Below are 21,563 nucleotides of genomic sequence, written 5' to 3'. Positions count from 1 at the left end.
GGCATTGGGGAGAACCCCTCCTGTCAATCGTTCTTGTGAACGATAGATGACATGAGCACCCGTCACCAGCCGACGTTGAGGCGTGCGGGCGCAGGAGAGAGCACCTCCGATGCGCTCCGTACCCCGCCACTGCACCGATCCGGGCGTGCTAGAGCGCTGAGATCGGCACGTCCTGAGTGTTTACGAAAGCGTTACACCGGGTCGCGATCACCGGCCGTCGCGAAGGTCGGTCAGCGTGGTTTCCGCATAGACGATGTCGCTGAAACTAGCCCAGCATCCGTCGCCCAGCGGGGCTTGAGCGAGAAAACCGATCGACAGGGGCTCTGCCGCAGGGGCAAACCGGAACACCCGGACAAAGTCCCACCGCTCCCCATCGTCCGACGAGTGGAACGCCACCGAGGATCCGATGCGTGCGGCACGCAGAAACACTCCCGATTCGTCAAAGACCGCACTGTTGCAGTCGTCCGAGTACCGGTCGGTGACGACGCTCACCACCATCGATTCGCCCCGGGGAGATAACTCGTTGCACACCTTCGCCCAGTGATCCCGGTCGCGCCAAAGAGCAATGGCGCCCGCGTCGAAGGTCGAACGCTCGCCCTCGACCACCACGCGCGCAGACACGATGAAGTCGCCGTCGGGCGCGATAAATGCCAGCGCCGTCGCAGCATGCTGCTGAGGTCCGCCAGCGGCGTCGTTCGTCCAGTCGACCCCCGCCTCCGCATGGAGCGTCAGCGTGCCGGCAGCCTCGTCGACCTCAGCTCGGCCTTCCGCGCCGGTCCAGTGGAGGGGAGGGAGTCCGGGAATCGAAAGGGTCATGCTGCACGCTAACGGCGAGCAGCCCGTGGCCACAACGCTGAGGCGCTCTGCCTCAGGCTGCTGGGCGAGAGCGACGGCGCACTGCCGTCATAACCAGGGCCGCGGCCACCACGAAGGCTACGACGGCGCTGATCCGCCCGACAACCTGGGCTGTGACAGCCGAGTCATACTGCTCCTTCGTCACCACGATGTCGGTTCCTTCAGGAAGGAACGACACGAACACCGGCGCGAACGGGGCGGCCCGAGCTGTAGCGATCGCGCAGACCACGACAGCCGCGGCAAAGACGATACCGAGGGCGATCAGCCATCGATTAGAGAGCTGAGGTCGGGTCATGCCATCACCGTAGCCTTAGCTCGGTCGGTGCATTAGCGGGAGCATCGCGATAAATAGCCGGAGACGGCAGTTCGGTCCCGTCAGGGCGGGCCCTGCAACTGGACATCACCCTTCGGGTTCCTGGCCTTGATCTCTCGACCCTCAATAGGATCACCCCGAGCGCACTCTCGCGTGATCGAAGGGGACCACCATGGGCCAGAAGCCCCCGCTTTTCAAAGGACAGGCGTTCCGACTAGTCAGCATCGGCATCGGCCTGGTGGTCGGGCTCGGGGCAGTCCTAATCGTGCAAGCGATCAGCTCAGACAACCCACTCCCCGTCAGGTACTTGATCGGTGCCGGAGTCGCAGGAATTGTCATAGCTGCATTCGCTGCCGTCATCGGTCTTGTTGTGGGGCGACGAGTCTTCGGTCAACGGCTAGAAATTGCCCTCCGTACCGCGGGCCAGACGAAGTGGCAGCACGGACGGGTCGAAGCCTCCCCCGGCCACCTGCGGTTTCGCCGATACAAATGGCAACTCCGGTTCGTGTCAGGCGACCCTGTCGACTACTCCGTGCGGGGAGTCGGTCACGACACCGGACAGCGGCCCTCCAAGAAACAAATTTGGTCGGTCAATCCGTCGCTCCATGTGATCGAGGTCGAAACCGACCGAGGCACGCTGCAGCTCGGCGTTCAGGCCCACCAGGTCGACGACCTCCGAGGCCAGCTTCAGCCCGCCGGCGTCCAGCACTGACACGGCTCTGGCCGGTTACCCGTTGACCGCCGCCACGGCCTCGATCTCGACGAGCTGGTTCTCGTACCCGAGCACCGTGACCCCGAAGAGGGTGCTCGGCACTTCGTGGTCAACGAAGGCCTGCCGAACCACCTCCCACACGACGCCAAGGTCCTCTCTCCTCGACGAGGCGACGAGAATGCGGGTGTACGCGACGTCCCGAAGAACGCCCCCGGCAGCGTCCAGGGCGGCGAGCATGTTCTCGATGCACTTCGCTGTCTGGCCAGCGAAGTCGCCCACCTGGGCTACCGAACCATCGGCTTCGAGGGGGCACGCGCCCGCGAGATGCACGACGCGGGCACCGGCTGCGGCCAGCGACGCGTATGCATAGCCGGGAGTCTCAGAGAGACCGTCAGATCGGATCAGCGTCACGTTGGGCACGCGACGACCCTAGCGCCCCTGCTGTGATGTCCACCATGAGGATCCGACGCGCCCGATGACGCCGAGCGGCAAGCGTGAGAAACATGGCCCACGCCAGACAAGCCCCGTCGCCCCTTGAGCGAGCGGCTGATGGGTACCGCGAAACTACCGAAGCAAGTGCCAAGCCGAACGAAGAGCCATGACTGGTTTGAGATGAGGAATCTCGCCGAGACGGTAGTCATCCGCCTTGACCAGCCGATGCGCAACTTCAGGACATTGTGCCCAGAGGTAATCGCGGACCCGAGCGGCATGGAGGGAGTTCGAGGCGACCTTGACCGTGTCGAACGCCTCAAGAAGACCAGCAGTATTGGCTACGTTCTCCCAGGTGGTCCGACTCTTCCCCTCGAGTATGTGCGGGCCGCTGTAACCGCGAGACCGTGCGTACCGGAGAAGAATCTCCGCTTCTGTTTCGTCGTTGCCGACCGCTCCCCCCGATAAGACGAGGACCGTCTCTGACGACTTAGGGTCAACCGATCGCAGTGCGACACGAACCCGGTATCGATTCACCGCGTTTGCACGCGGGCCTTTGTTCTTGCACCCGGGCACGAGGATTGCTTCACGCCCCGGGGCCGTCACCGACGAACCCAGCGAGCGGGCACTCGCTCGCACGTGCAGCCACTCCGACCAGCAGAGCAACCCTGCCAGCGCCGCGGCAGAAGACACAGGCAACATGATTCGCATCGGCACACCGTACCCGCGTGCGCGGGCCGCTCCGCGACCGGCTAAGGGCATGGCAAGCTGCGACCATGAACGACTCTCCCATCGCCCGATCGACCCTGTTGGATCAATACCTCGGCTCGGCCACAGACGTGTCTCACGTGGAAGTGCGCCGAATCTCGATCTCGCCCTTCACTGTTGGCGGTGCGCACACGCACAACGGCCCCGTGTTCGGAGTGATCGAAAGCGGTTCCGCCACTCTCCAGATCGGCCAGGGTGACGAGACGATCCTGCGGGCCGGTGACGTCTTCTACGAACCTGCCGACGTCGTCATCTCCAAGTTCGACACCGCCGACGAGGCTGTGGTCTTTCTCGGCTACTTCCTTCTCGGCGAAGGCGCAGCGCCCGAGATCACCTTCTCCCCGTAGCGGCACCCCCGTGCCGACGTCTTGTCTGACGAGTGCGCATCTGGTTCGCTGACGCTTATGCCGATGCCGATGCCGATGCCTGAAGTAATCCTCGTGCACGGCCTCTACCACCAGCCGGCACACATGCAGCCCCTCGTCGATGCCCTTGAAGCCCGGGGAGCCACCGTGCACGCGCCGCTGCTGCATCGCGGATCGCTCGAAGCAGACACGCGCGCCGTGCAGCGCGCCGTTGATGACTGCCTACAAGCTCCCATCGTGGTCGGCCACAGCTACGGAGGGGCCGTGGCCGCCGGTACGCACGGTGCACGATTATTTGTCTTCATCGCTGCGTTTGTCCTAGATGTGGGTGAGACCTGTGCTGTGCTCGGCGGACCCGCCGCCCCTGTCAACGCCTGGGTGGTTCCGCTCCCGGAAGGTGGAACCTTCGTGCCCGCTGCCGTGGCGAGGGAGCTCTTCTACGGGGACTGTGAACCTGACGCTGCAGGTCGGGCTGTCGCGCTTCTCGTACCGCAGGCCCCAGGACACGGACGCGGCAGGGCGGCGTCCGCGGAGTGGAGACGCATCGAGAGTCGATTCATCGTCTGTTCCGACGATCGCGCGATGAGTCCGGCGCTGCAACACCGAATGGCCGAACGCTGCACAAGCTACGAGATCCTCGACGCCAGCCACTCCCCCTACATCTCCCAGCCGACGCAGGTCGCTGCAACGATTCTCCGAGACGCCGACCTCCGGTAGCCGTCACTCGACCCTCGTTGCGGGATCGTGACTCGCGCGAGAGCGCCGATAGGTGACGATGGTGCTGTGCCGAAACGACATACGCGACTGATCGCTGCTGCAGGGCTCTCGCTGGCTTTCCTGCCTCTCCTCTCGGCATGCAGCAGCACCCCCGCCGACCCCATCGCGGCGGCCCGCACTCTCGCGGATGCCCCCGGCTGGGTCAGTGCGCCGACCGGCACTGACTGCGGTGACGTTGATCTGACGGCCGATCGCAGCCTTCCCGACAAAGCCCTCAAGTGCCTTTCCGATGCACGAAGCGCGGGCGACGAGGCTCGTCTCGCGTGGATCGAACGGACGACGGAGGGTGACCCGGTTCCCTACTTCGCCAAAACCGAGAAGTCTGGCCTGACTGTCGTGTCGACCTCGGCATACGACAGCTTCGGCCAGGGCGGGTGGAGCGAGAACGAGTGCGCAGGGACCGAAGCGCTCCGGACTTGCCTGGCCGACGCCGAGTAGAGCGGCCGGAGACGAGCGAGGTCGGAAATCAGCGCCCGGCGGGCTGGGGCTCGGGTGCCGGGATCCTTGTGTCTCTAGAAAAGCGGCTGAGTCACAGGGCCTCACCGAGCTGACGCTCGATGGGCACCGTGCCCTCGACGATGACATCGCCCGTGTGTGCGGTGGTGACGGTTTCGATGAGCACGATCTCGACCTCCTCGTCGGCGACGGGGTTGTGCTGCACGCCTCGGGGCACGACGTAGAACTGGCCCGGGGTGAGCACGACCTCCTGGTCGTCGGGAAGCTGAATGCGGAGGGTGCCTGACACGACGAGGAACATCTCGTCTTCGGCGTCATGGGCATGCCAGACCAACTCGCCGAGGAGTTTCGCGACCTTGACGTATTGATCATTCACCTTGCCCACGACACGCGGGGTCCAGTGCGCGTCGACCTGATGTAGTTCGCGGGCGACGTCGGTCTCATGGGGATTGGTCATAGATCCATCGTGGGCCATGGAGCGCTCAGACGGCGAGACGGACCTGTGCCGACGACTACCGGGCCGCGCGCGCTACCCACTCGGCGATCAGCACCGCCGACGCATCGGTGATCTTTGTCACTGCGTACGACGTCGGCCACAGACCGGACTCGTCGTCGAGCGCAGCCATCCCGCTGAAACCCAGCGTCGAGTATCGGGCCTTGTCGTCGATTCCACTTCGAAAGAACACGACCACCTTGCCGGCCTTTGCCCATCCGGGTTGGCCGTAGTACAGCTTGGGCACCAGATCCGGGGCGACTTCACCGACAATGACACCCAGCCTCTCGGCGAGGGACCGGTCAGGATCGCTCATCGCCGCTATCTTCTCCGCCACCGCAGTGGAGTCAGCAGCGGCTCGTGCTTCGGCGCTGAGCCGACGAGCGTCTGCCCTGTTCTCGGCGGCCCGCTGTGTGATGGCGGCTTTCTCTTCGGCCGAAAAGCTTTCTGACCCTGATCCGTTCACGAGAGACCCTCCCTTGGCGTCAGCCCAGCATGCCCCGAGGAGAGGCGAATTCTCTGCACATTGACACCCGCCAGGTCCGGGTTGCCCTCCCGGCACCTCTCGTGCCGAATTCTTCGAACCCAACCGATGGGCCAATCGACGATTACGAAAGGGACGACGGCCGAATGCTCGTCACGTTCTCCATCAGGAGAGCGTCGAGGGCACGGTAGAGGTCGTCGGGATTGCCGTCCCAGGTCTCGTCGACGATCCAGGAGTTGGTGATGTGAGTCGCCTCGGTGGTGATCCGGCGGGCTTCACGGGTGATCTGAGCCTCGCCGAGTCGGGTGCCGAAGAAGAACCGGATCCTCGACTCCACCCGGGAGACGATGAACGGCCCCATGCGGGCATCGATCTTTTGGGCCATCGCGCCGATGCGCAGAGCCCGATAGAACAGACGCCGCTTCGCGTAATGGTGAGCGAAGGCACTGAGAGGGGGCGTGTCGGAGGCCTCGATTTCGAACGTCGAGAGGTCGCGGGAGCACGCGTCGAGAGCGGCCTCCACGAGAAGTTCGTCGGTCGATGCGAAGGCGTCGACGACAGTCGCATCATCGACGCCGGCAGCGGCGGCAATCTCTCTCGTAGTAACCGCGGGAGTCCCCTCACGCTCGACCACCACGATTGCCGCGTCGAGAACGGCGGAACGGAACGCAAAGTCGATCGCCCCGGAAGGCTCGGCAGAAGTGACCATGTCGATCGACCCTCCCCCTGCGCCGCCGCGCTCGCATGAGCCGGACGGCACCCAACGCTAGAACCCTCCCGACGCGACGACAAGGTCGACCGCCCACCCAGTTGGAGGGTGGGCAGGGCCCTCCTAAGCGTTCCCCGGGCCGGACGGTGCGTTTACAGTCGCGTCTTCGCCCCGCTCCAGCGCCGTGCGGATGTGGCCGAGCAGGGGAAGGGCATCTCGGAGCGTGCCCTGTTCCGCCGGAGTCAGGTCGCGCAAAATGCTCGTGAGAAGACCTTCGGCCGCCGAGTCGTAGACGTGGAGTTGCTCCCGCGCAAGATCCGTCAGGCCCACTTTGGTGCTGCGGGCATCCGCTTCGTCTGCGCGTCGCGAGACCAGACCGCTCCTTTCCATGGCAACGACGAGGTTGCTGACCGTCGGGCGCGCGAGTCCCAATTGCCGCCCGAGCACTGTGGGGCTCACCCACTTGTCGGGGAAGAGCCGGCGGAGCACCTCAATCTGGGCGTCAGGAATCAAGGGCAGGCCGGCGCGGGCCCGGGAGCTGTTCAGAAGCGTCCGGCGGAAAGGACCGATCTCGTCGCTGAGGCTCCGCGCAATCGCGCTCAGGCCCGTCGGGTCTCCGGAATCGTCCACGCAGACAGGATACGCGATCACGACGAAATAGGTTTGCAACAAACGCATTTCTGGGTGATAGTGGATTTATGAGTATTCACACCAGCGTCGCCAACCCCACCCCCGAGCAGGGTCTGGACGCAATCATCGGCCACCGGTTCATCTACACCTACGCCAACGGATGGCAGTACGAGATGTACGTCAAAAACGCCACCACGATCGACTACAGGATCCACTCCGGCATGGTCGGCGGTCGGTGGGTCAAAGATCAGCAGGTCGACCTCGTCGGCCTCGGACGCGGGGTGTTCAAGGTGTCGTGGAACGAGCCGACCGGCACCAGCGTGGTGGTGAACGTCGTACCGGAAGACAGGGTTCTGCACGGCACCATCTTCTTCCCGCACTGGGTCGAACTCGACGGATCCAAGACAGTCCTTTTCCAGAACGACCACCTCGAGCAGATGCGACGGTTCCGTGACGAAGGCCCGACCTACCCGATCTACGTCGTGCCCGAGTTCGCGCACATCACCCTCTTCGAATTCGTCGGAGTCGACGACGAGACCATCATCGACACGGCGCCCGGAGACCTGCCGGACGGCTTCGCAGACAGGAGCAACTGAGATGGGCACCCGTGATGCCGAGGTGACCACCCTCACGCTCGCGCACAATGGGCACGTCATCCGCGGCCACGAATTCCGCCCTCGCGACGCCGCCGCCGACTCCCCGTCAGTCCTGATCGTCCACGGCTTCGGCGACTCCCACGTCGGCCCACAGCGCCTCTTCGTCCAGGTCGCTCGGCACCTGGCAGACGCCGGCGCGGTCGTCCGTGCCTACGATCGCCTCGGGCAGGGCACGAGCGACGGCGACTTCGCAGACATCACCCTCCGCGACGAGATCGATCAGGTGATCGTCATGGTCCGCGCATTCGCCGACGACCGCTCCGCCCCGGTGCATCTGGTGGCACACAGTCTTGGCGCCGTCGAATCCGCCATCGTCGCAGCCCGGCTCCCCGACCTCGTGGCCAGCGTCACGCTCTGGTCACCCGCGGGCGTCGTGGTCGACGACATCACGGTGAAACACGAGATCCAGGGGCAGTCGCTCGAGTCCGTTGCCGAGATCGGCGGTTTCGACTTCGGCGGTCTGTGGCTCGGGCAAGCCTTCATCGACGATGTCCGGAATGACCTCGACGTCTACGCCGAAGCGGCAGGCTACAGCGGCCCCGTCGAGGTGCTCCACGGCACCGCCGACCAGATCGTGCCGCTCGAATACGGGCGGCGTTACGCGGAGCTCCTCCCCGGGGCCACCTTCACCGCCATTCCGGGCGCCGACCATGCCTGGTCGTCACGGCAACTGCGTGAGCAGCTCCTCGAGCACCTGCTGCCCTTCCTGAAACTGTCCTAAGACGGCAGCCCGATGCACGCCGCGCTCAGCTCGTCGGCACGACATCCCAGTGTTCGCGGATCAGACCGGCGTCGACCCGAAACAGATCGGCGGCGAGCAGGGGGTCGCCCGGCTTGGCCCCAACGGTCTGCGAGAAGGTCCACACGATGTCGCCGTCGGAGAGCGAGATGACCGACTGCTGCGCCGGGAACTGCGCACCGCTGCCGAACAGCTGCTTGAGCGCCGCAGTACCGTTCGGCGCCACGGGATTGTGCTGCAGGTAGGCCGGGTCGAAAGAACGGTCGAGCACGGAGACGTCGTGGTCACGGAACAATGTGTTGTATGCGGAGACGGCGAAGGTCCGGTTGCGCTCCTCCTGCCGCTCCGACGGCGCCTTGGTCGGCTTCGCGGGTCGGTAGAGGTCGCTGAACATCGTGTTCGCGTTGCCACTGGCGGGCGTACCGGTGGCGATCGGCTGGTCGAGCGACCAGTGCTCGACGACCTTTCCGTGGCGCATCCGGAAGAGGTCGACGGCAGCCTCACCCCGCCGTTCGTCTCGCGGGTCGGGAGCGATCTGCCAATGCACCGCGACCAGGTCGCCGTCGGCTGCCAGGTGTTTGACGACGGCGTGTGCGCCAGGGACGCGCTTTCGGTCTGCGGCGAATTGCGCGAGGAGACCTTCCGGCCCCGATGTCGCGCCGGTCCCGTGGCCGACTGCGCCGGGGGCTACGAGCGCGGCCGCAAGACGCCGAGCGCTCGAGCTGGAAGGATCCGCGAATCCCCGCGACAGGAGAGTGCGAATGGCGCAGGCGTTTCGCCGCTCGGCCGCGGCGTCCTGCCGATCGCCGCTCGTTCCGCCGCGCGCGGAATCGAGGGAGGCTGCGCCGGACGAATGGGCCACGGCAGGTGCGGCAATCGCGGTTCCGGAGACGCCCAATCCGGAGAGGAGGGCGGCACTCGCAATCACAGCGGTGCCGTACGCGCGGTATCGGTGCTTCATCATGGACTCTTCCTTCTCTCGTGTGGCTCGGATGGAGGGATCCGGTCTCGCTGATTGGCAGCGGCCGCAGAACCCCGGGCCATCGCGACGACGATAGAGCGCGCCACCTCCCCCGCGGAAGGTACGTACCTTTTCGTAAGCTACTGACATGGACGTTGGAAACACGGCATCGCGGGCATCAACCGAAGCAAAATTGCAGACTTTCGCGCGGTTCCCCGCGGCGTGTCCGAGTCGAGTCGTCCTCAGTCATGTCACGAGCCGCTGGGGCGTGCTCGTCCTGCTCGCCCTGGAGCCGGGAAGCATGCGATGGGGCGAACTGCGCCGCACCATCGAGGGAATCAGCGAGAAGATGCTCGCCTCCACACTCCGCACCCTCGAACAGGACGGCATCGTTCATCGCGCCGCCCAGGCGAGCATCCCGCCACGCGTCGACTACTCCCTGACCGAGACCGGAACCGAACTCGCCGCCCGGCTCCTTCCGCTGATGGACTGGATTCTCGACAACGCGGATGCGATCGTCGCCCGACCTATCGTCGCCACACCGGCCACAGGCCTTGGGAGTCGACTCCACCAGTAGGCAACCCGCGGCAGTGTTAGGAGGAAAGCGCTGTCGGGAGGAAAGCGCTGTCGGGAGAGAAGAAGCAAAGGGGGAGGAAAAAGCGAAGCCCCGCACTCCTTGGAATGCGGGGCTTTGCCTTACTGCTGTCTCAACTCAGTTCTTTTGTGTCACTTAGACACTGTGCGCTCGAAGGGACTCGAACCCCCAACCTTCTGATCCGTAGTCAGATGCTCTATCCGTTGAGCTACGAGCGCGCATTACTTTCGGCCGAATGGCCAGAGGAAACATTACACGAGGCCTGCCCTCGACGCCAATCGAGTCGCCCAGCCGGGCCCGCGTGAGCGGCCGAGCCGTCGGATCCTTGCGTTTTACCTGAACGTGGGCGGTGCAGTTGCTCACCGAGCATTGGGGGTCCGGGCAGAGGCAGTTGTCAGGGGGCGTGCGATTGGATGAGACAGTGAACGCCACCACTCTGCCTGCCTCGACGACTGCCCGTCGCCCGGTTCCGGCTCGGTGGATGCTCACGAGCATCGGATCGGCCGTCGCGCTCGGTGGCGTCTACGCCGTCGCGGTCCTGACGAAGCCCGGTCAAGAGATCGAAGACTCCATCCTTCGTTCGGTTGATGGAGGCACGCTCCTCAAATCCGGTCGGGCGCTCGATGCGATCTCGATTCCGGCAATCCTTGTTGTCGTCGGCGTCGTCGTGCTCATCGCTTTCGTGCGCCGCCGGCCCGGAGCGGCCTTCCAGTCGGCGACCCTGATCGTAGGATCCATCGCGACCGCCCAGATCATCAAGGCCATTGCACCGCGCCCCGAGCTCACCGAGTCGACCCTCAGCAACAGCTTTCCCAGCGGCCACGTCACGATCGCCGTGGCCGGTCTCCTGGCTCTCTCCACCGCATTCGGGCGTCACCTCCGGCCGCTCATCATGGTGGTCGGGACCGCCTTCGCCGCCCTCGTCGCCGAGCAGACCGTCGCCTACGGCTGGCACCGCGTCAGCGACGTCTGCGGGGCATGCGCGGTCGCTCTGCTGTGGCTCGGCATCGTGCGGAGCGCCGCGGCCGTCTGGTCGCGCGACCGCCGCGACACCGTGGGCAAGAAGGCACACGGCTTCACCTCGGCCGTTCTCGGGCTGGCACTCGTCGCGACACTCGCTGCCGCTGGGGCGATCTTCTCGATCGGCATCGGCGCCGACATGACCGTCACCATGTCGACCGGGCCAGGAGTGCTCGTCGGGGCGCGGCTGCTCTCGGCCGGCGTCGTGATCGCGACCGCCTGGCTGGCCTGGAAGCTCGATCGGTCGGTGTAGGTCGCTGGCCGCTCCGGCCTGCCGCTCTGCCGCCCTGCTGGCGTGCCGGCTCGCGGCCTGCACGGGCTCGGCGAGATCGCACTTGTGGTCGGGTCGACCCGACCGGTAGTGCGATCTCGGCAGCCCGAGCCTCGCGAGATGGCCACAACTACGTGGAACTCGGCCCCGCGTCCTAGATCGGGCCACATCGCGCGGGCGGCACGACCCTGAGCCCTATGCGGCCCCGAACAGCAACCCGAGCGCGTACGTCACAGCGGCGGCCCCGTAACCGATCGCCAGCTGCCGCAGTGCCCGGCGGAGCGGCGACGTTCCCGAGAGCAACCCGACCACGGCGCCGGTGCCGAGCAGAGCCAGCCCGACGAGTACCGCAGCGACCACGATCACCGTGAGGCCGGACGCCCCGAAAAACAGCGGGATCAGCGGGATGATCGCCCCCGACGCGAAGAAACAGAAGCTCGACACCGCAGCGCCGAGTCCCGACCCAATCGCCTCGTGCTCATCGACGGGCGAGTCGGCGGACGCCGGCGCAGAAGCAGACGCAGAAGCCCCCGCACCACCGACAGACGGCGCCACGACGGGCGCAACCAGCACATCGACCCCAGGATCCGGCACAACCCCGATCGCCCCGGTCCGCACCTGCAGTGCGCCGAGCACGTCCCGCGCGTGCGCCTCCGCCTCGTCGGGAGCCATTCCCCGCGCCCGGTACACCAGCGCGAGCTCGTTCGCATCGACGTCGAGGTCGGGCAGCACGTGCTCGGCTTCGGGGTCGGGGGTCGACGCCGCGAGGAGTTCGCGCTGCGAGCTCACCGACACGTACTCCCCGGCGCCCATCGACAGTGCGCCGGCCAGCAGCCCCGAGAGCCCGGTCACGAGGACGACCGCGTGCGACGCCCCGCTCGCGGTGACCCCGAGGATCAACGCCAGGTTCGACACGAGCCCGTCGTTCGCTCCGAAGACCGCCGCACGGAACGTGCCCGACAGCCGCGATCGACCCCGCTCGGCGAGACCGCGCACGACCTCGCCGTGGATGCGCTCGTCGGCTGCCATCGCCTCGGTCGCGTCGGCGTCGGTCGCATACGGCGACCGCGCCTCGGCGCTCTGCACGAGGGCGAGCACGAAGATCGAGCCGAAGCGCCGGGCGAGAAACCCGAGGATCCGAGTGCGCAAGTCCGTCCGCACGGACCGCCCCACACGGTCCCCCAGCAGGTCGCGCCAGTGCTGCTCGTGCCGCCCCTCGGCGTCGGCGAGCGCCAGCAGGATGTCGCGCTCCTCGCCGGTTCGGCGCGCGGCGAGGTCGCGGTAGACGGCTCCCTCGGCCCGTTCGTCGGCGAGGTAACGGCGCCACCGCCGGAGGTCGGCGGGGCTAGGTTCCCTCACGGGCGTGGTCGCGCTCATGGGGTCAGGGTAGCGGTGCGCGGGAGGGGTGGTGCGGGGGTCGGCGTCGCGGATCCTCGAGTTTTTTTGCGTTTCGTGCACCTCCTTGCCGAACGCCCAGCTTCGGTGTTATGTTGCCCGAGGCCCACCCGAACGGGCCCGCCTGTGGCCCTTCCATCTGGGGGGAGGACGACGACGCAACGACGCTCATCTCCACTGAAGGATCACTCTGTGAAATCTTTGTCTCGAGGCACGGCGTTCGCCGTTCCGACCGTTCTCGCCATGACGTTCGGTGGGTTGTTGCTCGCCGCGCCGGCCCATGCCGCTGACGCCTTCGCCGTCACGACGCCCGCTCCCGGTGCGACCGGAGTGGCGCAGACGTTCCCGAACGTCGTTCCGTTCGAAGGCACCGGCGCTCCCGCCGGCGACAACGTGACCGTCAGCTACCTCGACGCCAACGGCGCCAGCCACAACGCGACCTTCGGCGGCTCGACCGTCGACGCCGCGACGGGACAGTGGAGCGGCAACGAGAACTTCGACCAGCTCAGCCCCGGCCAGACAGCCGTGGTGGCGACGGTCACCGCAGTCAACGCGGGCGGCACCGTCGACTTGACCACGACGACTTCGTTCGAGCTCGCCGTCGCGCCGAACTCGTTGACGCCGTTCACGGTCACGAAGCCAGTGTCGAACTCGACCACCCCGGTCGAGAGCACGACGCCGACCTTCGAGGGAGCCGGCCAGGCCGGTGACACCATCACGATCACCTACGGCGCCCGCGCCGCGAAGACCGGCGTCGCCGCGACCACAGTCGTGAAGACCGACAACACCTGGTCGACCACGACCGACTTCAGCCAGCTCGAGCCGGGTGCGACCGAGGGCAGCGCTCTCGTCAACGAGACCGACCCCGCCGGCAACCCCGTCCCCGGTGCCGACCAGAAACGCATCAATTTCGTGTTCCCGTCGGCCCCCGCTGCCGCCGTGCCCGCGTCGATTGCCGTGACGCCGACCAAGACCAGCGTGCTCGAAGCCTCGACCACCGGCGTCGCCGTCTCGGCCGAGGGCTTCAGCCCCGACGAGCAGGTCGTCGTCGCCGTCACCGATGCCAAGGGCACCGTAATCCCCCTCGCCGGCGATCGCCCCGCTCAGACATTCGCCAGCGACACCGACGGCTCGTACGCCGACGTTCTGCGTCTGCCTGCCAACCTCGTGGGCGGCACCTACACGGTCACCATCGTCGGCGTCCGCAGCGGCGTCTCCGTCAAGTCGTCGTTCTACGCTCTCGGTGCCCCGACGATCACCTCTCCGACCAACGGCCAGAAGCTTGTCGGCTCAACGGTCACCTTCGCCGGAACCGGAACCCCAGGATCCGACATCGGCGTGATCGTCCTCACCACGAAGGCGTACAAGGCCGCTCTCGCCCAGGCGAAGGCCGCTGAAGCCAAGTCGTCCGCATCGGCTTCGCGTCTGGCCTCGCCGCGCGCCGGAACCACCGCGACGCCCGCCGACCCGACCGCTCGTATCATCGTCGGCTCGAACGGCCGCTGGAGCGTCACCCTCGCCGCCAAGCCCGGCGACTACACGGCCGTCGCGATCGCCGCTCTGCTCGACGCGAACGGCGACCCAGTCGTCGACGCCGCGGGCACCCCGGTCGCGGCCGGCCCGAGCGCTCCGGTCGAGTTCACGCTGACCGCTGCGGTCGTCACACCGGCCGCCGCTGGCACGGGAGTGGACGGCGACGGAACGACGACGCTGGCCTACACGGGCTCCGACACAGCGCCGCTCGCGATCGGTGGCAGCCTCGTGCTGCTCGTCGGCGCCGGCCTGCTGCTGGCGGCTCGCCGTCGCCGCTCGGTCGAGGTGTAGTCGGTCGCACTGACTGCCGGAGGGCCCGTCTCGCGCATTCGCGCGGGGCGGGCCCTTTCTTCGTTGCGGGCGGGCTCGTCGCGCCGCTCGCTCGCGAGATGGCCGAACCTCCCGCCCAGCACACGATTCGGCGGAGATCGGGCCACCTCGCGCACGCCGCCCGCCGAGATCGCAGTTGCGGTCGGGTGCAGGCGACCCCTACTGCGATCTCGGCGACGCCGAAGCCGCTGCACGCCCCGTGCCCACCGCCAGCACCTACGCTCAACTGATGCTGTACATAGGAGTCGACCTGGCCTGGGGCGAGGGCAGCGACGCCAAACCGGCGAACGAGACCGGGCTGTGCGCACTCACCGCAGAAGGACGCATCGTGGCGGCCGGGTGGGAACGCGGTGTCGAGGGCGTGGTCCGGTGGATCCTCGGGGTCGTCGCTGAGGCAGAGGCAGCAGCCGGCCCGGGCATCGCCATCGCCGTCGACGCCCCACTGGTCGTGCCGAACGCGGTCGGTATGCGCGAGTCCGAGAAGCAGGTCGGTCGTGCCTACGGCCGGTGGAAGGTGGCGGCCAACCCGACGAACCAGGCGCTCGGCTGGCTGGCCGGGGTGCGGCTTCGCGACGCTCTCGAGCAGGCAGGGTTCGTGGTGGTGTCGGGTGTGCCGGATCCTGAGCCTCGTGACCGCGTGATGTTCGAGTGCTATCCGTACACGACTCTCGTCGGGGTCGAAGAACTCGGCTACGACGTCGAGCGCCCGCGCTACAAGCGGCTCGACAAGGCGCTGCCGGCCGCTGAAGCGAGGGCTGCGCGTGCTGTGGCGACCGACGAGCTGGTGCGCCGCATCGGGCTGCTCGATACGTTCGATCCGCCTCTCGACCTCGCGTCGCACCCGGTCACCAAGGCGTTATTCGACGAGCCGTCACCGCTCTCCGGCCCCGCGCACAAGCATCGAGAAGATCTGCTCGACGCAGCCTTGTGCGCCTGGACGGCTTCGATCTGGCACCGGCACGGGCTGTCGCGGGTGCAAGTGCTCGGGCGGGATGAACCGAAGGATCCCTCGGGCCGACCGGCAACGCTCGTCGCGCCGTGCCGCCCGTCGCAGCGTCTGCCGTAGCGTCGCGGCGCGTGGCCCTCCCCGCTACAGCGCCTTGATCATCTCGTTCTCGAAACCGTGCGGCGCCAGTTCGTACGGCAGCTTCCGCCCCGTCTCGGTGAAGCCGCGCCCCTCGTAGTAGCGGATCGCCCGCGCGTTGTCTTCGTGCACGTGCAGCGCCATCGCACTCGCGTGCCCCTTCGCCCAGGCCTCCACCGCGTCGAGCAGCGCATCGGTCACTCCGGCGGCGCGGCCCCGATGCGACGGCGCCACGTAGACGCCGACGAGCAGCGGGAATCCCGTCTTGGGCAGGTAGCCGCCCATCGTTCCGACCCAGGATCCGGTCGACTCGTCGATGGCAGCGAACGACGCCGACCCCTCGTCCGTTCCTCGGCGACCCCGCAGGCGCCATTCGGCCTCGGGGTGATTCTCGGCCGTCGCCAGGGTCTCGCCGAACGCGATCGGGGTGTCTCGGAGCATCTCGAGCCGCAGAACCCGGACCTCGCGCCAATCGGCTTCGGTGACGGGGCGGATGGTGACGGTGGTGCTGGCCATGCGTTCAGCCTAGGCGGGGGCCGGCGTGCTCGACCCGCGCCCACCCCCTCGAACGGCACAAACCCGCCCGGCCGGCATGAACAGCCCGGCTAGGCGGGGTGTTCGTGCCGATCGAGCGGGTCTGTCCCGCTGTGGCGGGTCGGGCTAGGCGGGTCGGGCTAGTCGGGTCGGGCTAGGCCTTCGAGCGGAGAACCGTGAACGAGGCGTCGCGCACGATCAGTGTCGACACCGGTGAGGCCACCTGCTGCTCCGGGTCGCTCGACGACGCGAGCTCCCACTCGCCGAAGGGCGCCTCGGGCACGGTGAACTCCACACCGTTCTGCGCCGCGTTCATCAGCACGGCGAAGGAGTCGGCTCCCTCGTGACCGAGCACGAACATGACCGCGCGGTTCTCCGGATCCTGCCAATCGGCCTCTTCGAACGGACGAGCGTCGGCCCGCAGGATCTCGACGGTGCGGGGCGAGTCGCCGGGCGCGGTGCGGAACCACGACGGGCGCAGTGCCGGCGCCGACTGACGGAGCGCGATCAGCGACGTGGTGAACTCGAGCAGGTCGCGGTCGACGGCCTTCCAGTCGAACCACGAGATCTCGTCGTCTTGGCAGTAGGCGTTGTTGTTGCCACCCTGGGTGCGGCCCATCTCGTCGCCACCGAGGATCATCGGCACACCGGCCGACAGCAGCAGCGTCGCGAGCAGGTTGCGCTGCTGACGACCACGCCACTCGAGCACGGCCGCGTCGTCGGTGTCGCCCTCGATGCCGCCGTTGAACGACGCGTTGTTGCTTTCGCCATCGTTGTTGTCTTCACCGTTGGCCTCGTTGTGCTTCTCGGCGTACGAGGTGAGGTCGCGGAGGGTGAAGCCGTCGTGCGCGGTGACGAAGTTCACGCTCGACAGCGGCGAACGGCGGTCGCCCTCGTAAACGTCGGGGCTGCCCAGCACACGCTGCGTGAAGGTGCCGAGCACGTCGCCCGAGCCCCAGTACTCGCGGGTGTCGTCGCGGAACTTCCCGTTCCACTCCGACCAGTCGGCTGGGAACCCTCCGACCTGATACCCCGCGGTGTCCCACGGCTCGGCGATGAGCTTGACCGGGGCGAGCACGGGATCCTGGTGGCACAGATCGAGGAACGCCGAGTGCTTCTCGGCGTCGCCGTCCTGGCGGGTGAGGGTCGTGGCGAGGTCGAAGCGGAAACCGTCGACGTGCATCTCGGTGACCCAGTAGCGAAGCGAGTCCATGATGAGGCGGAGGGCGGCCGGGTGCCCGACGTTGAGCGAGTTGCCGGTGCCCGTGGTATCGAAGTAGCTTCCGCGGTCGTCTTCGACCAGACGGTAATACGAGGCGTTGTCGATGCCCTTGAACGACAGCGTCGGGCCCTGGTGGTTACCCTCGGCCGTGTGGTTGAACACCACGTCGAGGATCACCTCGAGGCCAGCGGCGTGGAACGCCTTGACCATGGCCTTGAACTCGGCGACCTGCTCGCCCGCCTGACCCGACGACGAGTACTCATTGTGCGGCGCGAAGAATCCGATCGAGTTGTAGCCCCAGTAGTTGCGCAGCCCCTTTTCGGCGAGGGTGTCTTCCTGGGCGAACTGGTGGATCGGCAGCAGCTCGACGCTGGTGACCCCCAGGTCGACGAAGTGCTTGATGGCCGCGGGGTCGGCGAGACCCGCGTACGTACCCCGAATGCTCTCGGGAACCTCGGGGTGCTGCTTCGTGAAGCCCTTCACGTGCACCTCGTAGATGACGGTCTCGTCGAGCGGGACGCGCGGAGCCTTGTCGCCCTCCCAGTCGAACGACGCGTCGGTGACGATGCACTTCGGCATCGCCGATGCAGAGTCGTCGTCGTTGCGCGTGAACGGGTCGTCGAACTCGTGTGAGAACAGCGCCTGACCCCACTCGAAGCCACCCTCAATGGCCCGCGCGTGCGGGTCGAGCAGCAGCTTGGCCACGTCGTGGCGAAGACCGTTCGCAGGATCCCACTCACCGTCGACCCGCAGACCGTACCGGGTGCCCACTTCGATGCCGGGCACGAACGCGTGGAACACGTAGCCCGTTCGCTCATCGAGCTCGTGCCGCGTCTCGGAGCCGACCGCGTCGGATCCTTCGCCCGCAGAATCGAAGGTGCAGAAGTAGATGGCGGTCGCGGTCTCGGAGTAGACGGCGACGGTGACGCCACCGTCGACGACGGAGACGCCGAGGGGATAAGGCTGTGAGAGGGTCATGCCTTTAGTTCTACGGGTAACGGCTGTGCATCGGAACGCCGGCTTGTCCCCCGAAATGCCCCCATTCCGAGGTACCTCCGACCCGATCGTGCCACTCTCGGGGCATGAGCAAAGACAGTTCCTTCTCGAGTGATGGCCCCGTACTCGCCGACACCGTGCCGATCGACCTCCACGAGCTTCGCGCACTGCTCGACGAGGGTGGCTCGGCGGCACTCTGAGGTTCGGCTCTGCAGTCTTCTGTCTGGCTGCTCCGGGGCTGGCTAGTGCGGTCGCCCGCTGAGATCCCGCACCGTCACCGAGCGATACGCTCATCTGATGCCTGACTCTCGGCCGGACGCCCTCCGCATCGCTCTCGTGTGTCTGCACACCTCTCCGGCGTCCGACCCCGGAATTGGCGACGCAGGCGGCATGAACGTGGTCGTGCGCAACCAGGCCGCAGCGCTCGGCGCACTCGGTCACCACGTCGACGTTCTCACACGCCGATCGTCGCCCGACCAGCCCGCCACCAGCGACCTCGGCGAGAACGTCGTCCTGCGGTTTCTCGACGCCGGGCCGCCCGAGCCCGTCGCGAAGGGCGTGCACGAGAACTTCATCGGTGAGTTCCAGCAGGCCATGGAGCCGTTCGGTCCCTACGACATCATCCACTCGCACCACTGGTTCTCGGGCATGGCCGCCCTGCCCTTCGCGCGGGCGCGAGGCCTGGCGCACCTGCAGAGCTTCCACTCGATCGCCGCTGACCACTCGACGCCCCTCTCGGAGGGCGAACGGCCCGAATCGCCCGGTCGCCTCACCGGCGAGGCCTGGCTCGCGAAAGAATCCGACGGAGTCATCGCCATCAGCGCCGCCGAAGCCGAAACCGTCGTACACCGGCTCGGGGCCGATGCCGAGAACGTGCACGTCGTCTCGCCCGGAGTCGACGCCACCGTGTTCCGTCCGGCCGCGCCGGGCTCGGTTGCCCCCTCGCCTTACGTCGTCGCCGCCGGACGCCTCGACCCGCTCAAGGGCTTCGACCTGGCCATCGCGGCGGTCGCGGCGATCCCCGAGAGCATTCGCCCCGACCTCGTGATCGCCGGCGAGGAGTCGGTCGACTACCGCAGCTATCCCGACGAGCTTCGCGCCCTCGCCGAGTCGCTCGGCGTCGCCGACCGGGTCCGGTTCGTCGGCCCGCAGTCGCGCTCGGCTCTCGCCGCACTCCTCCGAGAGGCACGAGTCGCCGTGGTGCCGTCGCACTCCGAGACGTACGGCCTCGTCGCCCTCGAGGCTGCTGCCAGCGGCACACCGGTCGTGGCGGCGGCCGCCGGAGGCCTGCGCGAAGCCGTCGTCGACGGGGTGACCGGGATCGTGCTGCGGTCGCGCGAACCGGCCGTGTGGGCAGACGCGATCGCGGGGATCCTCGGCGAACCGGTCTATGCCGCCGCCCTCTCGACCGCCGCCCGCGTGCGGGCCGCCGGGCTTAGCTGGGCGCACTCGGCCGACGGGCTCGTCGCCTGCTACCGGTCGCTCGCGCGGTAGTGAGCGACTCTGCTTGCCTTCCACCTAGTCGCGCTTCGCAGGTTTAGTCGCGATAAAGCGCGACTAAACGGGCGAAACGCGACTAAGCACCAGCGGGCGGGCCGGAGCCAGCCCTACTGGACCGCGGCGGTGAGTCGGCAGACGTTGTCCAGGATCCTCGAGAGCAGGGGCCGGTCGAGCCACTCGACGAGTGAGAGCTCTCGAGACTGAGCCCGGTAGTCGTCTTGCACCTGCGCGAGCTCCGAGACGAAACGGCGGCCGCGGATCATCACCGACACCTCGAAGTCGAGGCTGAAGGAGCGCATGTCCATGTTGCTCGACCCGACTACGGCGACGTCGGAGTCGACGGTGAAGTGCTTGGCGTGGAGCACGATGGGCTTGCGGTACAGGAAGATGCGCACGCCCGCGCGCAGCAGCGTCTCGTAGTACGAGCGCTGGGCGTGATAGACCATGAACTGGTCGCCGATTTCGCAGGCGAAGAGCTGCACCTCGACTCCGCGCTGGGCCGCCGTCGTGATCGCGTAGAGCATCGAGTCGTCAGGCACGAAGTAGGGGCTGACGATGACGAGGCGTTCTTGCGCGCCGTAGACGAGCGCGTTGAACAGGCGGAGGTTGTTCTCGCCCTCGAAGCCCGGGCCGGAGGGCACGATCTGGCAGTCGAGCGTGTCGGGCTCTGCCACGTTGTGGATCGGGTCGGCCTCGCGCTGCAGGAGTTCTTCGGTCTCGGCGAACCAGTCGGTGATGAAGATGGCGTTCACACCGGCGACCACGGGGCCTTCGAGCTTCAGCATGAGGTCTTTCCACCGAAGGTGGCGTCGCTTGTTGGAGGCCTTGTTGTAGTCAGGATCGACGAGGTTCTGCGATCCCATGAAGCCGACGGTGCCGTCGATCACGACCACCTTGCGGTGGTTGCGGAGGTCGGGTCGGCGCCGGAGGACGGTTCGCGCGTTGACCGGCAGCATCGCGCGGTTGGGGATGCCGGTGCGCTCGAGCCACGCGAGGGTGTCTTTCGAGGCGGGGTTTCGCATCGTCGTCCAGTGGTCGTACAGCACGCGAACGGTGACTCCCCGCTTGTGCGCGTCTTCCAGCGCCTTACAGAACTCGACCGTGGCCTTGTCGTAGGCGAAGAGGTAAAACTCGACGTGCACATAGCGCTCGGCCTTGCCGATGGCATCCGTCATGGCGCGCATCGTGGTGCCGAAGTCGGCCAAGATGTGCGCGTCGTTGCCACCGACGAGTGGCATGGCGCCGAGCTTGCGGTTGAGGTCGACGACGGAGCCGAACCAGCGCGGCCAGCTCTCCTCTTTCGTCACGAGGTCGAGGCCCGATGTCGTGTCGATGATGAAGCCGTTGATCTCGGCCTGCTTTTCGCGGCGCCCCTTCGGCAGGAGGGTCGAGCCGAAGAGGTTGAGCGCCATGACGCCGGGGATCGGCGCCGCGAAGATCGCGAGCAACCAGGCCAGCGCAGTCGTAGGGCGACGGTTGCGCGGCACCTGCATCACCGAGGTCACACGCAAGAAAAAGTTGATCCCGACGACGATCTTGGCGATGGTCTTACCGAGGCTCTTCCACGTCATGGTCTGAGGCTAGCGCGGCGCGCGGAGTCGACAGGCTCGTCTGGCCGCAAAGCGCACGGGGTCTGGCCTGGAAGCGAGTGCAGTCGGACTGCGTCTGTCAATTTGCGAGCGATCCGGGGTCGCGGTCACACCCGTTACACCTGACAGCGCACTGTGGCGGCGGAT

The 21,563-nt window shown here is 67.0% G+C and carries 24 protein-coding genes and 1 tRNA gene; 11 read left to right on the top strand and 14 right to left on the bottom strand.

Translation table 11 applies throughout. The features are described from left to right. Positions 1-207 precede the first annotated feature (207 nt). Positions 208-816: a DUF1349 domain-containing protein gene (locus tag EDF39_RS05105; protein WP_123941024.1), complete on the bottom strand. Its 609-nt coding sequence runs from the start codon at positions 814-816 to the stop codon at positions 208-210. 52 nt (positions 817-868) lie between these two features. Beyond that, positions 869-1,150 carry a hypothetical protein gene (locus tag EDF39_RS05100; protein WP_123941022.1) on the bottom strand — a complete coding sequence of 94 codons (282 nt, stop codon included), beginning with the start codon at positions 1,148-1,150 and terminating at the stop codon, positions 869-871. A gap of 190 nt (positions 1,151-1,340) precedes the next feature. Between EDF39_RS05100 and EDF39_RS05095 the strand changes: the two genes are divergently transcribed. Continuing rightward, on the top strand, positions 1,341-1,880 hold the full coding sequence (locus EDF39_RS05095) for a hypothetical protein (protein WP_123941020.1): 540 nt from the start codon (positions 1,341-1,343) through the stop codon (positions 1,878-1,880). Between the two features lie 15 nt (positions 1,881-1,895). Here the strand turns inward: EDF39_RS05095 and EDF39_RS05090 are convergent, their stop codons facing one another. Both EDF39_RS05090 and EDF39_RS17905 read right to left on the bottom strand, forming a co-directional pair. Beyond that, positions 1,896-2,300: a RidA family protein gene (locus EDF39_RS05090; protein ID WP_123941018.1), complete on the bottom strand. Its 405-nt coding sequence runs from the start codon at positions 2,298-2,300 to the stop codon at positions 1,896-1,898. Positions 2,301-2,444: 144 nt separating this feature from the next. Then, positions 2,445-3,011 carry a YdcF family protein gene (locus EDF39_RS17905; RefSeq protein ID WP_370275170.1) on the bottom strand — a complete coding sequence of 189 codons (567 nt, stop codon included), beginning with the start codon at positions 3,009-3,011 and terminating at the stop codon, positions 2,445-2,447. Between the two features lie 74 nt (positions 3,012-3,085). Here EDF39_RS17905 and EDF39_RS05080 point away from each other — a divergent pair, with 74 nt between their 5' ends. The 3 genes from EDF39_RS05080 (at position 3,086) to EDF39_RS05070 (ending at position 4,657) form a co-directional block, all read left to right on the top strand. Beyond that, positions 3,086-3,424 (top strand): cupin domain-containing protein, encoded by a 339-nt coding sequence (locus EDF39_RS05080; protein WP_123941016.1) that lies wholly within the window; start codon positions 3,086-3,088, stop codon positions 3,422-3,424. A 75-nt stretch (positions 3,425-3,499) separates the two neighbouring features. Further along, positions 3,500-4,159 carry an alpha/beta hydrolase gene (locus EDF39_RS05075; RefSeq protein WP_199726139.1) on the top strand — a complete coding sequence of 220 codons (660 nt, stop codon included), beginning with the start codon at positions 3,500-3,502 and terminating at the stop codon, positions 4,157-4,159. A 66-nt stretch (positions 4,160-4,225) separates the two neighbouring features. Further along, complete coding sequence (locus tag EDF39_RS05070) at positions 4,226-4,657, top strand: hypothetical protein (protein ID WP_123941014.1); 432 nt, start codon at positions 4,226-4,228, stop codon at positions 4,655-4,657. A 91-nt stretch (positions 4,658-4,748) separates the two neighbouring features. Here the strand turns inward: EDF39_RS05070 and EDF39_RS05065 are convergent, their stop codons facing one another. From EDF39_RS05065 to EDF39_RS05050, 4 genes are all read right to left on the bottom strand, one after another. Next, a complete protein-coding gene (locus EDF39_RS05065; RefSeq protein ID WP_123941012.1) occupies positions 4,749-5,132 on the bottom strand; it encodes a cupin domain-containing protein in 384 nt (127 codons plus the stop codon). A 55-nt stretch (positions 5,133-5,187) separates the two neighbouring features. Beyond that, positions 5,188-5,484 carry a DUF1801 domain-containing protein gene (locus EDF39_RS05060; protein ID WP_233572973.1) on the bottom strand — a complete coding sequence of 99 codons (297 nt, stop codon included), beginning with the start codon at positions 5,482-5,484 and terminating at the stop codon, positions 5,188-5,190. Between the two features lie 292 nt (positions 5,485-5,776). Then, positions 5,777-6,361, bottom strand: a complete 585-nt coding sequence (locus EDF39_RS05055; RefSeq protein WP_123941010.1) for a TetR/AcrR family transcriptional regulator — start codon at positions 6,359-6,361, stop codon at positions 5,777-5,779. A gap of 123 nt (positions 6,362-6,484) precedes the next feature. After that, positions 6,485-6,991, bottom strand: coding sequence for a MarR family winged helix-turn-helix transcriptional regulator (locus EDF39_RS05050; RefSeq protein ID WP_055962316.1), 507 nt, complete (start codon positions 6,989-6,991; stop codon positions 6,485-6,487). A gap of 68 nt (positions 6,992-7,059) precedes the next feature. Between EDF39_RS05050 and EDF39_RS05045 the strand changes: the two genes are divergently transcribed. Continuing rightward, a complete protein-coding gene (locus EDF39_RS05045; protein WP_123941008.1) occupies positions 7,060-7,587 on the top strand; it encodes a phenolic acid decarboxylase in 528 nt (175 codons plus the stop codon). 1 nt (position 7,588) lies between these two features. Then, positions 7,589-8,368, top strand: a complete 780-nt coding sequence (locus EDF39_RS05040; protein ID WP_123941006.1) for an alpha/beta hydrolase — start codon at positions 7,589-7,591, stop codon at positions 8,366-8,368. Between the two features lie 25 nt (positions 8,369-8,393). Here the strand turns inward: EDF39_RS05040 and EDF39_RS05035 are convergent, their stop codons facing one another. Next, positions 8,394-9,350, bottom strand: coding sequence for a nuclear transport factor 2 family protein (locus tag EDF39_RS05035; RefSeq protein ID WP_123941004.1), 957 nt, complete (start codon positions 9,348-9,350; stop codon positions 8,394-8,396). 145 nt (positions 9,351-9,495) lie between these two features. Between EDF39_RS05035 and EDF39_RS05030 the strand changes: the two genes are divergently transcribed. After that, positions 9,496-9,924 carry a helix-turn-helix domain-containing protein gene (locus EDF39_RS05030; RefSeq protein ID WP_123941002.1) on the top strand — a complete coding sequence of 143 codons (429 nt, stop codon included), beginning with the start codon at positions 9,496-9,498 and terminating at the stop codon, positions 9,922-9,924. Between the two features lie 163 nt (positions 9,925-10,087). Here EDF39_RS05030 and EDF39_RS05025 read toward each other — a convergent pair. Then, positions 10,088-10,160, bottom strand: a tRNA-Arg gene (locus EDF39_RS05025). Positions 10,161-10,363: 203 nt separating this feature from the next. Here EDF39_RS05025 and EDF39_RS05020 point away from each other — a divergent pair. Then, positions 10,364-11,215, top strand: a complete 852-nt coding sequence (locus EDF39_RS05020) for a phosphatase PAP2 family protein (RefSeq protein ID WP_123941000.1) — start codon at positions 10,364-10,366, stop codon at positions 11,213-11,215. Positions 11,216-11,428: 213 nt separating this feature from the next. Here the strand turns inward: EDF39_RS05020 and EDF39_RS05015 are convergent, their stop codons facing one another. Beyond that, positions 11,429-12,610 carry a VIT1/CCC1 transporter family protein gene (locus EDF39_RS05015; RefSeq protein ID WP_123940998.1) on the bottom strand — a complete coding sequence of 394 codons (1,182 nt, stop codon included), beginning with the start codon at positions 12,608-12,610 and terminating at the stop codon, positions 11,429-11,431. Between the two features lie 210 nt (positions 12,611-12,820). Here EDF39_RS05015 and EDF39_RS05010 point away from each other — a divergent pair, with 210 nt between their 5' ends. Both EDF39_RS05010 and EDF39_RS05005 read left to right on the top strand, forming a co-directional pair. Then, positions 12,821-14,452: an LPXTG cell wall anchor domain-containing protein gene (locus tag EDF39_RS05010; protein WP_123940996.1), complete on the top strand. Its 1,632-nt coding sequence runs from the start codon at positions 12,821-12,823 to the stop codon at positions 14,450-14,452. A gap of 268 nt (positions 14,453-14,720) precedes the next feature. Beyond that, positions 14,721-15,557, top strand: a complete 837-nt coding sequence (locus EDF39_RS05005) for a DUF429 domain-containing protein (protein WP_123940994.1) — start codon at positions 14,721-14,723, stop codon at positions 15,555-15,557. Positions 15,558-15,581: 24 nt separating this feature from the next. On the opposite strand, the gene EDF39_RS05000 is transcribed toward EDF39_RS05005, so the two are convergent. Together EDF39_RS05000 and glgX are read right to left on the bottom strand one after the other, a co-directional pair. After that, positions 15,582-16,091 (bottom strand): GNAT family N-acetyltransferase, encoded by a 510-nt coding sequence (locus EDF39_RS05000; RefSeq protein WP_123940992.1) that lies wholly within the window; start codon positions 16,089-16,091, stop codon positions 15,582-15,584. A 172-nt stretch (positions 16,092-16,263) separates the two neighbouring features. After that, positions 16,264-18,309 (bottom strand): glycogen debranching protein GlgX, encoded by a 2,046-nt coding sequence (gene glgX / locus EDF39_RS04995; RefSeq protein WP_123940990.1) that lies wholly within the window; start codon positions 18,307-18,309, stop codon positions 16,264-16,266. A gap of 315 nt (positions 18,310-18,624) precedes the next feature. On the opposite strand from glgX, the gene EDF39_RS04990 reads away from it, so the two are divergent. Continuing rightward, on the top strand, positions 18,625-19,821 hold the full coding sequence (locus EDF39_RS04990; protein ID WP_123940988.1) for a glycosyltransferase: 1,197 nt from the start codon (positions 18,625-18,627) through the stop codon (positions 19,819-19,821). 113 nt (positions 19,822-19,934) lie between these two features. Here the strand turns inward: EDF39_RS04990 and cls are convergent, their stop codons facing one another. Then, the gene (gene cls / locus EDF39_RS04985; RefSeq protein WP_123940986.1) at positions 19,935-21,398 is read right to left on the bottom strand and encodes a cardiolipin synthase; all 1,464 of its coding nucleotides are present in this window, start codon (positions 21,396-21,398) and stop codon (positions 19,935-19,937) included. Positions 21,399-21,563: the final 165 nt, after the last annotated feature.

The sequence above is a fragment of the Frondihabitans sp. PhB161 genome (assembly GCF_003814635.1).
In the GTDB taxonomy this organism is placed as follows: domain Bacteria; phylum Actinomycetota; class Actinomycetes; order Actinomycetales; family Microbacteriaceae; genus Frondihabitans.
Note: the sequence above shows the minus strand (reverse complement) of the source record. Positions and strands in the feature narration are given on the sequence as shown.